This is a genomic window from Psychrobacter sp. S1-30-MNA-CIBAN-0213 (assembly GCF_040309845.1).
Taxonomy (GTDB): Bacteria; Pseudomonadota; Gammaproteobacteria; order Pseudomonadales; family Moraxellaceae; genus Psychrobacter.
Window position 1 is genome coordinate 16,653 of sequence record NZ_JBEOPE010000018.1, and the last position, 16,138, is coordinate 32,790.

The window sequence follows — 16,138 nt, forward strand, 5'->3', positions numbered from 1 at the left end:
TTATATCCGCTACTTAAGTGATTTTTTCATTCCATTGTTCAAGACTTTTAACAATATTGCTTTTAGCAGCCTCAAACACCGATTTAGGAGACCGATAAGGGTCTGTAATATCTTTATCAATCCAATGGCCAATCCGAAACGTTTTACCTCGGCAATGTGGCCATTTTTCTTCAATCCATTTGGTCTGGCTTGTTGACATGGTCAAAATTAAATCCGCTTTTCCTACTAACTCTTCACTAATTTGCTTAGCGACATGTGTGCTGATATCTATATCGTCAACTGCCATTACTTCAATTGCTTTTGTATCAGCAGGATGGTCTATCAGTGCTGATAGGCCAGCAGAGTCAATATGTTTTTGCGGATAACGCTTAGCTAATATTGCAGCTGCCATCGGACTACGGCATATGTTGCCTACGCAAACAACTAAGATGTTATCAAACGCCATAACCTATACTTCTTTCTATATACCTGAAATTAATCTGGCCGCAGAGGTAGATGGTAGCAATGCGCTGATAACACGGTTCCAACGAGTTAGACCAGTTGGGTCGACATAGACGATATCATTGGGCTGCATCTCAAAACGATTGGCCAATGCAAAACTAGTAATGGTCTGCATATCGACATAATAGATATTGGTAAATTGAGCTTCTTTATTATCACGCACGATGTATATCTTGGCAGCATCAGCGGTACTAGCATTCAGGCCTCTTGACTCTCCTAATACGCTAGATAGGCTAAGTCCTTGCTCCAAAATAGGTATAGGCTCAATTCTTCCAAATTCACCTAAAACAAAGACTCTGTTACGACTCTGACTGTTGACGTGTACAGAATCACCGTCTTGCAAATATATCTGATTGGCTGAAGAACCCATTTCGCGCAATGACTGCAAACCTAATGAATAGCTTTGACCTTTACGATTCAATATAATATTGTTTGAATCACCAATTGTGGTTGCTCCGCCTGCCATAGAAATAGCTCCATATAGCGATACTGGCGCATCCTCAATATTAAACTCACCAGGCTGTCTAACTTCACCATCGATAAAGAACTTATTGCCACGGTAATTAACCACTTTGACTTGTGGATCCGAGTATTTAAGATATTTTTGCAATCTTCCGCGTAGGTTGTTCGTAAACTGAGGCACACTTAAACCACTCGCCTTAATACGACCTATCATAGGAAATTGAATAAAGCCTTGTTGATCAACAGGATAACCTGCAGCGTAAGGATTAGAGCTTCCAGCTGATGAGGAAGGGGCGATATCTGGATAACCCACCAATACAATGCTTAAGATATCTCCATCAGCGATACGATAATCTACTGGTCTAGAAGATTGAATCAGACGAGACACATCATTATTACGAACAGCAACTTGTTTAGGCGGTAGAGTAGCCAAATTTAATGGCTGAACATTAAACCGAATACCGTTTTCTGCTACAAAAGTACCGTTAGGAGGCAAATCTCCAGATTGCAGCCCTGCATTAATGGTTGTACAACCAGTTAGAAACACAGCAGCTGATAAATAGAATGCGTTTAGCAACTTTGAGGAGTTATGCATAGGGGTGGAATGCTTATTGACCATGATGTCTACTCAACCTTATATCCTTCAAAACGAGTATATTTGTTACATATATTCGCAAAAACGGATTAAAAAAATACATATATTCGAAAAAGCGGATTAATTATCGCTGAATATACACTCAAATTAAATACAACGCAATATTCTATAAACTTTTGTAATGGAAGAATAATCAATTGCCGTGCAGTATTGTTGAGTATTACCACTCTACAACTTTCTTCTCTTACAACTTAGATAGTAACAACCGACATAACATAAGAGAAATAGAAATATCATTTAATAGTACGAACGGTATTTATATTACTTTTAACGGCCTAAACGGTGGTAAATTTTTTGCCAAACTTGATTAGCAAAGTATGAACGCAACATTATAGGTATGAATGATTGCCAATAAATAATGCATTTATAAATAGTCTTTACGAAATTAAAGAATTGTTAATAAAGCAATTTACGCGCTAAACACTTTAAAATAGCGTAGAATACACGGTGAAACTCACTCAATGATGTTGATACATTGCGAAATGTAACCTAACCGACTCAAGGACACGATTATGAAAGATGAAAAACTACAAAAAGCCCTCGCCCGTATGGGTCTTGGTTCACGTAGACAAATGGAAGAAGTTATTAAAGCAGGTCGAGTATCTGTTAATAATGGACCTGCAACTATTGGTGATCGCGTTGAACAAGGTGATGAGATTCGCGTTGATGGTCGTCAAATTAAATATACTGCCGAAAATGAGAAGCGTCGCCGTGTATTGGCTTATTATAAGCCTGAAGGTGAAGTTTGCTCTGCCAAAGATCCAGAAGGTCGTCCAACGGTCTTTGAACGCTTACCAAAGCTAACTCATGACCGCTGGGTAATGGTGGGACGCCTAGATATCAATTCAACTGGGCTATTATTATTTACCAATGATGGCGAGATGGCACATCGCTTGATGCATCCATCGAATGAAGTTACTCGCGAATATGCAGTACGTGTACTGGGTGAAGTCACCCCTGACATTGCCCGCAACCTTACTGCTGGCGTTATGCTAGAAGATGGTATGGCACAGTTTGAAGATATCAAAGAAGGGGGCGGTGAAGGCGTTAACAAGTGGTATCACGTCAGGCTAACAGAAGGCCGTAATCGTGAAGTAAGACGTTTGTTTGAATCGCAAGGTCTTAAGGTTAGCCGTCTACTACGTACTCGCTATGGTACGATTGCACTACCAAAAGAGCTGCGTACTGGTCGCTTTTTAGAGCTAGATAAAAAAGACATCAATACTTTGACCGATTTGGTGAGCTTACGCCCACGTTATGGTACTGGTCTGCATGGTGCTGCTAAAGAAAAGCAAGAACGTATCAAAAATAAACCGCTTAAAGCGCGTCGTACTGATAATCGCAGTACCAGCGCAAAACCTAAGAGTAGTGCTAGCCCTGCTAGTCGTGGTTCACGCAATACTCGTGACCGCAACGATAAGCGTTAATGTAACGCCACTTTGAATCTTCTATAGATTCGGAGTAAACCATAAAAAAGCTGCCAATGATGAATAATCATTGGCAGCTTTTTTATGCAGTTTGTATACAGATTGGTCAAAACGTGATTACCAACTTGGATGTTCAGATGTCTAGGTATTTAGCTGTCGTGGCTATCGATATAGTTCTTCATTACTCGTAAATCTTGCAAATGCTGCGCTTCCATTTCATCTAACAATACATCTAAACGCTGCTCAATATTATTTAACACCTGTTGCAATAACTCACTAGCCTCTGCTTTCTTTTCACTATGTATATTTTTAGAGCTTGTACTAATATTCGCTAAGTGATGACTGGCTAGCATTTCAGGCAACCTAACTTGAAGCATCTTATTTAACACAAACTGCTGTTCATTGACTACAGAAGTCATTTTCTGCGCTTGTAACTCTTTTTGGTAGGTTTGATAGTCAAATACCTTTTCATCAATACGTTGCAGTTGGCGTAACTGGTGATCTGACAAGCATTTTAGATGATTGTTGTCTAAATTAAGTTGTTGCCAAGTCATACTAGATAAGGATAGTGGCGCGTTAGGATCTTGATAAACGAGTATACCTGGGGTAATACCAACTGCTTTATGTAGTGCTTGCCAGCCTTTTTTACCTAAGTAGATGGTCGTAATCATGGTAACCGCTATACCAACGCCCAATACTATACTCATATTCATTCACTCTTTATATATCAGTCAGGCGATTTCCCATTTAGTATATACAACCTATCATTTACAGTTTAATATCTTCAGCTTTAGGGCTTTCGCTACTAGGGTTTTCAATGACCTTGACCGTAGTTTCTTTGTTTTCAAGACTATCAAGTTTATCAAGCTGTTGAGCGTTTGCTGATTCAACCTTTGGATTGTCAAAACGCTTCTGTAAATATCGATTGGTCGCTAGCAGCTTTTGACCGTCCTGATGATATGAAGCATTGAGCAAATCATCAAACTGCGTATTAATCGTTTCAAGTACCTCAAGCAATGCCTCTTTACCAGTGACATCAGAGTGCTTAATCTTAGTATTTTCAGCAAGTGCGCCATCTAAATCGTGCAAGCGGCGATAGTCAGCTACTGCTAGCGGAACATGCCTATCCATCAAATTTTGAATCATAATGTATGTTTCGTTGACGGTATCTTTATCATCTATTTTGCCATCATTATTGGTATCACCATAGATAGCACGAAGCTTTTCACCTTTTTGATTAATTTGAGCAAGCGCTGTTTTCACTTCTTCTGGCAAGCTTTTTTCGGGAATATAACCGAGCTGCGGCATCGCTTCATATTCGAGCATTTTAGGCGCAGTCACCTTTTTGATGCCACGATACCCTAGATATAACCCAGCTGCTGGTAGCAACCCGTATAAAACAAACATGACTAACATGGCAGTTACTTGGGTCATTATAGTGTCCTTGTTATTCAGCAGAATTATTTACAAACTTCTTATTATTAAACAAAAAAATAAGGCTGTACTAAAGCCTTATATTGTTATGTATTGAGCCGATTATGTTTAATGATGCTAACTCATTTAAATAGACATTAACTTTGCGTACGGCTTTTAACATAACGGTGCGTTGAAGCAAGACGGTTCATAACCATTTGATGCAACTCATCTAGTAGCTCATCAAGCTCGTAATCAATCTCTAAGAATAGATCAGTCAGCATGTCACCTGCAGTCATTTTTCCTTGCACCATATTATTCTTAGTGCGATGCGGGCTAAAGCGTTGTAATTGCTCATAATGATGTAGCGCTTCTGGAATACTCTCTGACACGAGCTTATCGATGACAAACTGACGCTCATTATGTTGCTGCTGTTGTTGCTCGTTGAGCTCACTACTCCATTCACGATAGCGCTTAAGCTTACCATTAATTCGGTCTAGTATCGCAACAGCCTCAATAGGCATCGCGTTTAGGGTGGCTTCATCAACCACATCAACAAGCTCAGTCATAATCGGACAGCTTCCATGTTTGAGATACCATAAACTATCTGGATCAAAAGGTGGTCTATTAATCGGGCGCATCTGAGAGCGATTGGACAAATAGCGATCAGTCAATGGCGTTGACGAGCGGATATCATTGACCTGTGCTAACGCAGCACAGATACGGTCTGCACGCTCAGGAGGTGTAAGAACAGAGGGCCTACTATTTCCTTGATCGTTATTATCATTGACCTTTGTACTCTGACTGACAACCATTTGCTGAGCATTTTGAGCAGCTAATGTCGGCATATCATCTTGAGCTTGCCCAAATGACTGTAGCATTCTTGTCAAACTTACGACCATGACCTAGTTTGCCCCTCACCCATTCATTATTAAACCTTATCCACAAAATAATAACCGCAGCACCAACCTAATTAAAATACGATTTATACATTTGCACTCGGTTTGCTTAAATGACTATTATTATGGTTGACTGTGCTGCATTCAATGACTTATCTTAACAGCTTTTTGTCAGTCTGCCAGTAAGCAAACGTCAACATTTTGGTCATTAAAAATAAGTCAATCATTATGAATGCTCCCGATTATATTTCTGGCTTCTTGCTTGGATTATCACTAATTATAGCCATTGGCTCACAAAATGCCTTTGTGCTAAAACAAGGACTTAAACGCGAGCACATATTTTTTGTCTGTTTATTTTGTGCAGTCAGCGATGCAATTTTAATATCTGCCGGTGTGGCAGGGTTTGGGGCAGTAACAGCACGCTATCCACAAGTCGTAGACATTGCAAAATTCGCTGGCGTCGTATTCTTACTTGGCTATGGTTTACAAAGCTTATATGCCAGTGTGCGTCTATCGCATGCTCTCAATGTCGACGGACAAGTCGTCACCAGTTTAAAAAAAGCATTATTACTATGTTTTGGTTTTACTTGGCTCAATCCGCATGTCTATCTAGATACATTGGTGCTAGTTGGTATGGTTTCAACCGGTGCGAATAGCAAATTGGTATTTGCAGCTGGTGCAGTAAGCGCCTCGTTCTTTTTCTTCTTTGCACTTGGATATGGCGCACGGCTACTCAGACCACTATTTGCCAAACCAAAAGCATGGAATATACTCGATGCTCTAGTAGGCATACTTATGCTGTACTTAGCTTTGCATCTATATCAGAGTTAAAAATGCTATCAAAATTAAAAAAGCACAGCTACAACAGTGGGCAAATCCAACTATAAAAGAAGGCGGCAAAAACGAAAAAACCAAACACGCTTGTGAAGCATGTTTGGTCAGAATAATTGGCGATTATTTACTATCTATGATGCTTTTTTGCGCTTCTTGGGCTTAACAAAGGTTAAATTCAAAAAGTGCTCTAACGAATCATCAAGAACATCTAACCAAGGCTCTGGCAACTCAGGCGATAACGTACCTGTCAACGTAGAACGATAGGCCTTTTCTCTAAAGGTCATGATATTTTCAGCTTTGTCTTCTTGCCATTGCTTTAAAATCTCACCCTGCTTTTCTACAGCGAACTCTGGGTAATCGGTCGCATTGGTCAAATCACGGATATAAGCGGCTTGAAAGTCGATTGAATCACTGACCGTAGTACATTTATCGTAAGTTGTCAGCCACTTTTGCTCATCTGCTTCACGTGTCACCAAGTCAGGCACTTCGATATCACCCATCATTACGTCGCGAGCATACCATGCTTGGGCATCAAACATATTAAAGGTGAAATATTGATCCTGCATACCTAGGTATATTAGCTTTGGATTGGGCTGCCAAAAGATACCTTTGTACAGATTGGCTGGATATAAGCAGTTATGCGTTTGCAAACGCAGCTCATCAGGCATGAATGGGAAGTGGAATAAATAACCTGTACACATAATGATGGCATCAAAGCTTTGGCTAGTACCGTCTGCAAAATGTGCCACATCATCTTCGAAGTGAGTCACTAATGGCACTTCTTTAATACCATCCGGCCAGTCATAACCAAGCGCTTGTGTGCGATAGCTGATAGTGACTGATTTGGTACCATACTTATAGCACTGCGTACCAATGTCTTCAGCAGAATAACTACTGCCAATGAGTAAGATATCTTCATCTTTAAATTCTAACGCATCGCGGAAGTCATGGGCGTGTAGGATACGACCAGGGAATGCTTCTAAGCCTTCAAAGTATGGCATGTTTGGTGTGGAGAAATGACCCGTTGCAACCACGACATAATCAAACTCTTCAACTTCTTGCTCATTGGTTTTATGATTCATCACCGTCACGGTGAATTTTTGCGTTTCATCATCAAATGACACCCAACGTACAGGGCACTCGAAGCGGATGTATTTTTGAATATCTTGCTTATCAATACGGCCCATGATGTAGTCTTTTAAGACTTCACGTGGTGGATATGATGGGATAGCTTCACCAAAGTGCTCGTCAAACGAATAATCTGCAAACTCTAAGCATTCTTTGGGACCATTTGACCATAAATAGCGATACATACTACCGTGAACGGGTTCACCGTTTCTATCTAGACCTGTGCGCCAACTGTAGTTCCACATACCGCCAATAGCATTTTGCTTCTCATAACAAACTATTTCAGGTAAGTCTGTGGCACCAGCTAAACGAGCTGCTTCAAAAGCACGTAATTGCGCTAAACCGCTTGGACCTGCACCTAAAATAGCAATTTTTGTCTTACTCAAGATTAACTCCTGCTAGAAATAGTGGGCAATTACTATAACATATTTTTATGAATGGCGTTTATCAGAGGGGTTCATTGGTTATCAATAGACTAATCAGAGCCTTAAAGTACTTTTGAAAGAGACAAAAAGAACTCATGACTGTACCTGTTCTACAGAAAGTTTTTGGTAAGATTTTTAGTAAAGGTAGGAACTTGCAGGACTTAACTGTTTAAAGGTCTAATTGGGGTTTAAACAGCTAATATTATGGAGCAATAATTGATAGGAAAAACAGCAAATAAGAGAAATAACAGGGATAAAAAGACTATATCAAATCAGGAAACAGGGTGCGCAAGCCACTAACGATAATTTCAATAGAAACCGCTGCAAGTAACATTCCCATGATTCGGCTCATAATATTTAGTCCAGTATCACCCAATAAACGGCTAATACGACCGGCTGCCATCAATGCTAAATAACAAAATAGACTGATTAATAAGCCTGCGATAAGTACCGCTGAGACTCGTAATATACCTGAGATTTGTGAAGAATAAATAATAACTGTTGAGATACCACCCGGCCCAATCATCATTGGTATAGCAAGTGGTACGACAGCTGAGGCAGTGCTGGGTGGTGAACTCTGTACATGATCGACATCAAAGTTTTCTTGATCAGGCTTCACTGGATTACCATCACCATTCATCATATTGAGGGCAATCAAAAATACCAGTATGCCACCTGCCAGCTGAAACGAGCCAATAGAAATTCCAAGCAACTTAAGTAACGTCTCACCTGCTACGGTAAAAAAGCTTATGGTAATAAAAATAGTCAGACAAGCAATTCGTGCAACTTTACGTCGATTGATCATCGAGTAGCCACGTGTCAAATCTAAGAACAGTGTCAACGCACTAAATGGATTAATCAATACCACAAAGGCTAAGATAATCTTGATAATTTCAGTATTCACTGAGCGCTCGCTTGTCTATCGATAAAACTGGGGCAAAAAGATAAGGCTATCGTGCGAGTGCAACGATATCCCAATAGTCGGTTAGCAGCGGCATTGTAGCATAGGCAGATAACCTAATTAAATCATTAACTTTGGTTAATACTTGCACACCCCAGTAACGAGTAAATTATCGCTAATCAAGCGGTGGTTAAGCGCTAAAATCAAGCCCGATATCGAGCGCAGTCGTACTATGAGTCAAATAACCCATCGCAATAAAATCAACGCCTGTTTCTGCTACTGCTTGCACGGTTTCAGGTGTAATACCGCCTGACGCCTCCGTTTTTGCACGACCGTTACACATTGCTACCGCCTGTGACAGTATTTCAGGCGACATATTATCTAAAAGTACTAAAGTTACACCAGCGTCCAAAGCTTGCTTTAACTGGTCTAACGTATCGACTTCAACTTCAATTGGAATCAGATGGCCAGCGAAATCTTGTGCTTGTTGAATCGCTGTTTTTATATCACCTGCAATGGCAATATGATTGTCTTTGATTAAAATTGCATCATCTAATCCTAAGCGATGATTACGCCCGCCACCGCAGCGTACCGCATATTTCTGCACAGTACGTAAGCCTGGAATGGTTTTACGCGTACAAGTAATTTGCGCTGGATAATCTGCCACACTATCAACGATCTGCCGTGTTGCCGTTGCAATACCACTTAGATGAGTCATAAAATTCAATGCGGTGCGCTCTGCAGTCAGTAGATGACGCGCATTACCGCGAACAGTTGCCAATACCGTATTAGCATCAACCATCTCACCATCAATGACCTGAGCAGTAAACTCAATCTGTGCGTCAATTAGAAAAAAAGACAGTCGTGCCAAATCCATCCCGCATATCACACCTGCTTGCCGCGCTTTAATCTGTAATTGCGCTTGCATATCGGCTGGAATAGTTGCTTGAGATGTGACATCGCCACGTCTACCCAAATCTTCAGTCAAAGCAGCTTCCACTAAGGGTTTAAGCAATACCTCATCCAATGCTGGTTCTTTTATGACTGTCATCTTTAGTCCTTTTTATACGCAGTGGTTGATATAACATCAATTTAATTAAACTCAAAATGAGCATAAATATAACTTAAAATTAATAGGCTCGCAAGACAAGGTAGTAACTTTCGTTAGTTCAATGAAACGCTGTAAGTGCTCAACATTAATGCAAAATGAAAAATCAAATCTCCAAGCTATTTACGTTTAGGCAGCTTACTATCCATCAGTAAGCTTTGGAGTTCAATATCATGACGGAAACGATAGAGCTTGGCAGGCCGACCGCGTTGGGCACTACTACTCTGCCCAGTCTCCATCACAAGGTTTTGTGAATCGAGTAAGCGGCGGAAGTTTTGCTTATGTAATCGTACTCCTGATAAAGCCTCAACACTTTGTTGCAATTGCAATAAGGTAAATACTTCAGGCATCAAACCAAAAATCAACGGGCGATATTCTATTTTGGCTCGCAATCTAGAAATGGCTGTGGCAATCACACGACGATGATCGTAATACATAGGAACGCCCATCATTTGTGTCCAATTGAGAGCTGAATTACTAACCTGATAGCTAGGTGAATAATTAGGTGCTTCAGGAATAAGCCCGGCCTCATAGAGCATCTCATAACGCAAGAGCGCATGCTCTGCTACCCACTCACTACTCTCATCCACTACATCTGCAATTACCTGATTGTCAGTGCTTTTATCAGTAAGTACTTCACGCGCTAAAAACTCCTCACTCAGCCCCCAACATAAGCGAATACGCTGACGTCGACGCTGCTGAGTGACTTCATCTTTCGCAGTATTAGCCCATTCCAATAGCGCAGGCACAATAAAATCCATAATGATGCTTGGCACACCATCTAAGTGATTTTCCCAAGGAAAATAATCATACCAGTCGCGCCACAAAGCTTGGCTCTGTAACTCTTGCGTTTGCGTCTCTTGTACCAACCCTAAATAGCTAACATAAACCAAAGCATGACCGTCGATGTTGCGCCTATTGGTATCTACAAAAGTATATAGCTGCTCTAGATAACCAAGTGGCTGCTGCGTCTGTTCTTCGACCCATTGGCGCACACCAGCTTGCAAGGAACGATGCAGTGGCATGAGCGGACCATTGGGCAATAACTTACCTTGATCAACCGTTAAAACCCGCGCTGTATGGTCGGTAATAGCAATCAATACAGCCACTACTTCTGTAGTGCCACTACCCTGCTGATGCGCATGTGAATAAGACAACGTCATAGTTCTTTATTATTATCCTTAATGGTTAATGATTGATAATTTGCAATTTATGTTGGACAAGGCTCAGTATAGCGTGAATCATGATTTATCGTAGGAAACGGTTGTAATTATTAACTGAGAATACCGCTTAGTTCAAATCAATAAGAGCATTAATACTGTCCAAACTTATTATTTTAATTATAAAACATACAAAAACATCTTGTTTTTATGCTCAAAATGAGCATAATTAATATAGTTTTATTTATTAGCTGTTTTTAATTGATTTATTTTAGCGACATATTGCTTGTCGTTACCGCACCAGAGGCTTGCACTTATGAAAACTTATCCTTATGACGCGCCCATCATGAGTACTGATAATCGTATTGCTACTCAAATGAACATTGAATACGCTAAAGCTAAAATTCCAACAGAATTACCGCGTGCCGAACGTCTTGAAGTTGAAGAGAATATCAAGCAGCTATTAAAAGATAACAATGCTGTATTGGTCGCACACTATTATGTTGACCCTTTTATCCAAGATTTGGCATTAGCAACAGGTGGCTGCGTTGGGGATTCTCTTGAGATGGCACGCTTTGGGCAAGCGCATAGTGCGCAAACTTTGGTGGTCGCTGGCGTGCGCTTTATGGGTGAATCGGCAAAAATACTAAGCATGGAAAAAACGGTACTTATGCCAGACTTAGAAGCTGAATGTTCGCTTGATTTGGGCTGCCCTGCTGATGAGTTTTCAGCATTTTGTGATGCTCACCCTGAGCGTACTGTGGTGGTCTATGCCAATACCAGCGCTGCGGTTAAAGCGCGAGCTGATTGGGTCGTGACTTCGTCCGTTGGTATCGAGATTATCCGTCATTTGCATGAGCAAGGTGAGAAAATCATTTGGGGGCCTGACCGTCATTTGGGTAAATATATTGCACAAGAGACTGGCGCAGATATGCTGCTCTGGCAAGGGTCGTGCTTGGTACATAATGAGTTTAAAGCGACTGAACTGATGCAATTAAAAGAAGAACACCCAGACGCCAAAGTATTGGTGCATCCTGAATCACCTGATAGTGTAGTTGCGCTTGCCGATGTGGTTGGCTCAACCAGCAAGCTATTACAATCAACTTATGAGATGGATGCCGATACCTTTATCGTTGCTACCGATTTAGGCATCTTGCACGAGATGCAAAAGCGCTCACCAAATAAGCGTTTTCTAGCTGCCCCTACCGCTGGTGAGAGCGCCAGTTGTAAAAGCTGTGCTTTTTGCCCGTGGATGGCGATGAATGGCTTGCAAGGTATTGAACAGTGCTTAACCCAGCGCAGCGGCGAAGTATTGATGACGCCTGAGCTGGCAGCAGCTGCAAAAAAACCTTTACAACGTATGCTTGATTTTGCCGAAGCGCAAAATCAACGTGTGGCAGCGAGCGGTGATATTGTCAAAGACCGTGCACTATTTGCTAACGTTGGAGCTGCCTAATATGAGTGAGGCGCGCGTATTGGATAGAGCAAACAATAACGCTATTGCTGATGTTAATGATGTTAGGCAAACAGCCGTACTTATCATTGGTGCTGGCTTAGCGGGACTAAGTACTGCTCTCGCTTTGCCAAAATCGTTAACTGTTACAGTATTAAGCAAAGCGGCAATAGAAGTTTGCTCAAGCCATTATGCCCAAGGTGGTATCGCTGCAAGTTTGGACAAAAACGACTCTGTCACTGATCATATCGCTGATACGCTAATCGCTGGCGCAGGGTTATGTGAAACTCATAATACCACCAACATTTTAAGCGCTGGTCAACAAGCCGTACAATGGCTATGCGAGCAAGGCGTACCCTTTACTCAAATTCCTCAGCAAGAATCAAAAAGTCACGTAAAAGCGGGTTTCGACCTCTCTCAACTACACCTAACCAAAGAAGGTGGGCATGGCTGTAGACGAGTTGCCCATGCTGATGATGCAACTGGTCGACATATCATGGAAGCCTTGACCTTAAAAGCGCAAGCTGCGTCCAATATCACTATTCTGCCTTACCATGAAGCACTCAGCCTTTTAAAAAATAATGATAATCAATGCCAAGGTGCGCTTGTTTTTGATCACGTCAGTCAACGTAAACTCACTTTTCATAGTCGCGCAGTCGTAATGGCGAGTGGCGGTCTAGGGCAGCTGTTTAAACGTGCCAGCGCACCCAATGTCTGTGTCGGTGATGGAGTTATGATGGCATGGCAAGCGGGCTGTCGCTTAGCAAATCTAGAATTTATCCAATTTCATCCAACCGGATTAGCATTTAGCGATAGTAGTTTTTTGATATCTGAGGCATTACGCGGCGAAGGTGGACGGTTATATTGTCCGCAAACTGGTAAGCGCTTTATGTTAGACGTCGATACTCGTGCAGAGTTAGCACCAAGAGACATCGTCGCCCGTGCCATCGCGGAGCAAATTAGCATGAATGAATTTGGCTACGTCAATCTTGATGTCAGTCACTTGCCAACGGAATTTTTACGCGAGCATTTCCCGCAGATTTATCAAACGCTGTTAGACCTCGGTATCGATATTACTACCGACCCTCTTCCAGTCGCGCCTACCGCTCATTATAGCTGCGGTGGCGTAGTGACGTCTGCCAATGGCCTGACTGACGTGCTAGGGCTTTATGCCGCAGGTGAAGTTGCTTATACAGGTCTGCATGGGGCAAACCGCTTGGCAAGTAATTCACTATTGGAATGTGTGGTGGTTGGGCGTAATATCGCCGCTGACTTACCACACTATCTAAAAGCAACTGAAAAGCTAGATACAACGTCAATTTATACTAATTCAGATCAATCAATCCATGATATTTGGACATTGCCAACGCTTCGAGATTGTCAGCGCATTACTTTACCATTGTCTATTGAGTGTGAAAGCAACTCTAATGACAATCACAACGACAACGTCAATACGAATGCTGACATCACTGGAATAACCGCAGAATTAAAAGCTTTGATGACGTCTCATATGGGTATTACCCGTGATGCTAAACAATTAACACAAGCGCTGGTACAAATTCAGCAATGGCAACAGGAGCTTAACTGCGTAAACCCCAATCAAATAGCTATCGTTAACAAAGACAACGCCACTGTTCTGAATAATTTGCCCTACTTTCAATTAGCAAGACAGTTGCAATTAGCGGCATTGATTATACAGTCGGCTTATCAGCGTCACGAGAGTCGCGGTGGGCATTACCGAAAAGATTATCCAAACTTAGCGAGCAAACCTAAAGTGAGTGTAATTACCCCTCTATCAGACAGTCTGCCTCGCCATATTTATGCATCTGATAAATTTGCTATAGTCAGTGAAAAATATAGCCAACAAGATAAGCATTCGCGATCAGCCGTTAGCACCCTGTAAACTTGCAAGAATATGGTAATTTTTGTCCGCTCGTTCCAGCATTTATAGCCTAATATGATACAATCTCCAGCTTCCTAAAAACGCCTTGTCAAAACGCTGCGAGCACATCATCATGCAAAGCCTAGTTACCCTTGTTTTGGTATTAATGCCAATGTTTATTGGCTTTGCCATTCCCTCTAATCCCAAGATGACTAAGCTTGCTGATAAAGGCTTGTCGTACTTGGTTTACGTCATCTTAACCCTTATCGGTATTGAGCTATCACAAGTAGAAGGGCTGGGTAGCCAAATAGGTGAAATCGCCCTATATGTCACTATCCTATCGATCTTGACGATTGGCAGTGGTTTGTTTGCCCTCATGCTATTCGATCGTATGCGTCCATGGCACGCCAAAAAGCCCAGCGTAAAATCCAAAGAACATCGCGTCAGTATTCGTGGCAGCTTGGCGCAAGTAATTTGTGTGGTAATTGGTATGGTGATTGGCTACTTCTTGCCAGTAGATTATATGCCGCCTGAAAACTCCATGACCGTCATGCTAATGATATTAATCTTACTGGTCGGCATTGGGTTAAAAGGCTCAGGAATTACCCTTAAAGAAGTGCTACTAAATAAACGCGGCGTTGAGATGAGTATTATCTTTACGCTATCGATATTGGTTGGCGGTCTTATCTTTGCGCTAATGTTTAGCGATGTGTCATGGACGAAAGGCTTAGCACTGGCATCAGGGTTTGGTTGGTATTCATTGTCAGCGATTATCATGACTGATGCTTATGGCGCCGTTTGGGGCAGTGTGGCGCTATTTAATGACTTGGTACGTGAGTTCTTTGCGTTATTATTTATTCCTGTCTTTATGCGTAAATATCCATCAGCGGCAGTTGGGCTTGGCGGCGCAACGAGCTTAGACTTTACCCTGCCGATTATTCAACAATCAGGTGGACTAAAAGTCGTGCCCCTGGCGATTAGTTTTGGTTTTATTATTAATATTGTCTCGCCAGTATTGATGGTGTTATTTTCGTCGTTGGGGTGATTGCTTAAAACTTTCATAAGTTACTAAATTCAAAATAACTGACAGCTTTCTCCATTACTATTATTGAAGTTTTCAATATTATTTTTGGTATCAATGAACACGGCATAGAGGCGACGGTTGTATTGGTCCGTTTCTTCAGTATCAGAAGAAGCAACAGGTTGTTCTGCCCCATAACTATGAGTTTTAATGCGATTACAATTGATTTGATATTTAGAAATCAAAAAGTTTTTAAATCTTTCGGCACGATTGTTGGCAAGGGTTTGATAACCTCTCTTTTCTTCACGTGCACTTATATGAGCCTCAATAACTATCACTATATCTAAACGCTTTTGCATTAGCGCACCTACTCTATCTAACTCTTCAAAATACTTGCTATCTATCTCACTACTATTTTCATCATAATATACTCTAACTTCTCCCTTTATGAAATTCTTGTCAGTAATTTCTAATGAAGGTGGGCAGCCATTCTCATCTATCATAACGTTTGGAGGTGTGTTTGGGCAATAATCCAATTTGTCCGAAACACCATCGCCATCTGAATCAATCTCTGCTTGCATCGTCCTGACAATTTCATGTTGAGCTGCATCTCTAGACGGCGCAGTAGGAGTGGTTTGACAACCAGCTAGAGTTATAGATGCTGTTAATAGCAATAAAGTGCTATGGTTTCTAATTGTCATTGTCATTCTCTTCATCTAGAGTTACTTACAGCTTTATTTGTCATCATTTTCATTTTTTTTGAAACGTTCAATATATTATTCAACATTGCTAATATAGCCAAACCCATTTAAAAGTGTTATAAACTAATTATTAAACCTAATTGTTATCATAAAGACCATGACTTACTC

Annotated in this window: 15 protein-coding genes; 5 read left to right on the forward strand and 10 right to left on the reverse strand. The window is 41.3% G+C overall.

What is annotated here, in order from left to right:
- Positions 1-13: 13 nt before the first annotated feature.
- Together AAEY87_RS13210 and AAEY87_RS13215 are read right to left on the reverse strand one after the other, a co-directional pair.
- Positions 14-445, reverse strand: coding sequence for a low molecular weight protein-tyrosine-phosphatase (locus tag AAEY87_RS13210; RefSeq protein ID WP_068034792.1), 432 nt, complete (start codon positions 443-445; stop codon positions 14-16).
- Positions 446-460: 15 nt separating this feature from the next.
- Positions 461-1,558, reverse strand: a complete 1,098-nt coding sequence (locus AAEY87_RS13215; protein ID WP_068038995.1) for a polysaccharide biosynthesis/export family protein — start codon at positions 1,556-1,558, stop codon at positions 461-463.
- 572 nt (positions 1,559-2,130) lie between these two features.
- On the opposite strand from AAEY87_RS13215, the gene rluB reads away from it, so the two are divergent.
- The gene (rluB, locus tag AAEY87_RS13220) at positions 2,131-3,045 is read left to right on the forward strand and encodes a 23S rRNA pseudouridine(2605) synthase RluB (protein ID WP_350657503.1); all 915 of its coding nucleotides are present in this window, start codon (positions 2,131-2,133) and stop codon (positions 3,043-3,045) included.
- A 149-nt stretch (positions 3,046-3,194) separates the two neighbouring features.
- Here rluB and AAEY87_RS13225 read toward each other — a convergent pair whose 3' ends face one another.
- The 3 genes from AAEY87_RS13225 to AAEY87_RS13235 all read right to left on the reverse strand — a co-directional run bounded on the left by AAEY87_RS13225 (position 3,195) and on the right by AAEY87_RS13235 (position 5,339).
- On the reverse strand, positions 3,195-3,752 hold the full coding sequence (locus AAEY87_RS13225; protein ID WP_350657504.1) for a hypothetical protein: 558 nt from the start codon (positions 3,750-3,752) through the stop codon (positions 3,195-3,197).
- Between the two features lie 61 nt (positions 3,753-3,813).
- Complete coding sequence (locus tag AAEY87_RS13230) at positions 3,814-4,479, reverse strand: hypothetical protein (protein WP_350657505.1); 666 nt, start codon at positions 4,477-4,479, stop codon at positions 3,814-3,816.
- A 137-nt stretch (positions 4,480-4,616) separates the two neighbouring features.
- Positions 4,617-5,339 carry a hypothetical protein gene (locus tag AAEY87_RS13235; protein ID WP_350657506.1) on the reverse strand — a complete coding sequence of 241 codons (723 nt, stop codon included), beginning with the start codon at positions 5,337-5,339 and terminating at the stop codon, positions 4,617-4,619.
- 246 nt (positions 5,340-5,585) lie between these two features.
- On the opposite strand from AAEY87_RS13235, the gene AAEY87_RS13240 reads away from it, so the two are divergent.
- Positions 5,586-6,188 carry a LysE/ArgO family amino acid transporter gene (locus tag AAEY87_RS13240; RefSeq protein WP_068034788.1) on the forward strand — a complete coding sequence of 201 codons (603 nt, stop codon included), beginning with the start codon at positions 5,586-5,588 and terminating at the stop codon, positions 6,186-6,188.
- Between the two features lie 134 nt (positions 6,189-6,322).
- Here the strand turns inward: AAEY87_RS13240 and AAEY87_RS13245 are convergent, their stop codons facing one another.
- The 4 genes from AAEY87_RS13245 to AAEY87_RS13260 form a co-directional block, all read right to left on the reverse strand.
- Positions 6,323-7,705: a trimethylamine monooxygenase gene (locus AAEY87_RS13245; RefSeq protein WP_068326270.1), complete on the reverse strand. Its 1,383-nt coding sequence runs from the start codon at positions 7,703-7,705 to the stop codon at positions 6,323-6,325.
- Positions 7,706-8,006: 301 nt separating this feature from the next.
- Positions 8,007-8,648 carry a MarC family protein gene (locus AAEY87_RS13250; protein WP_082785626.1) on the reverse strand — a complete coding sequence of 214 codons (642 nt, stop codon included), beginning with the start codon at positions 8,646-8,648 and terminating at the stop codon, positions 8,007-8,009.
- A 187-nt stretch (positions 8,649-8,835) separates the two neighbouring features.
- The gene (nadC, locus tag AAEY87_RS13255; protein ID WP_068034786.1) at positions 8,836-9,696 is read right to left on the reverse strand and encodes a carboxylating nicotinate-nucleotide diphosphorylase; all 861 of its coding nucleotides are present in this window, start codon (positions 9,694-9,696) and stop codon (positions 8,836-8,838) included.
- A 176-nt stretch (positions 9,697-9,872) separates the two neighbouring features.
- The gene (locus tag AAEY87_RS13260; protein ID WP_068326264.1) at positions 9,873-10,916 is read right to left on the reverse strand and encodes an NUDIX hydrolase; all 1,044 of its coding nucleotides are present in this window, start codon (positions 10,914-10,916) and stop codon (positions 9,873-9,875) included.
- A 313-nt stretch (positions 10,917-11,229) separates the two neighbouring features.
- On the opposite strand from AAEY87_RS13260, the gene nadA reads away from it, so the two are divergent.
- From nadA to AAEY87_RS13275, 3 genes are all read left to right on the forward strand, one after another.
- Positions 11,230-12,369 carry a quinolinate synthase NadA gene (nadA, locus tag AAEY87_RS13265; RefSeq protein WP_350657507.1) on the forward strand — a complete coding sequence of 380 codons (1,140 nt, stop codon included), beginning with the start codon at positions 11,230-11,232 and terminating at the stop codon, positions 12,367-12,369.
- A 1-nt stretch (position 12,370) separates the two neighbouring features.
- A complete protein-coding gene (gene nadB / locus AAEY87_RS13270) occupies positions 12,371-14,269 on the forward strand; it encodes an L-aspartate oxidase (RefSeq protein ID WP_350657508.1) in 1,899 nt (632 codons plus the stop codon).
- Between the two features lie 112 nt (positions 14,270-14,381).
- Positions 14,382-15,293, forward strand: a complete 912-nt coding sequence (locus tag AAEY87_RS13275) for a LysO family transporter (RefSeq protein WP_350657509.1) — start codon at positions 14,382-14,384, stop codon at positions 15,291-15,293.
- Between the two features lie 29 nt (positions 15,294-15,322).
- On the opposite strand, the gene AAEY87_RS13280 is transcribed toward AAEY87_RS13275, so the two are convergent.
- Positions 15,323-15,970, reverse strand: a complete 648-nt coding sequence (locus AAEY87_RS13280) for an OmpA family protein (protein WP_350657510.1) — start codon at positions 15,968-15,970, stop codon at positions 15,323-15,325.
- Positions 15,971-16,138 lie beyond the last annotated feature (168 nt).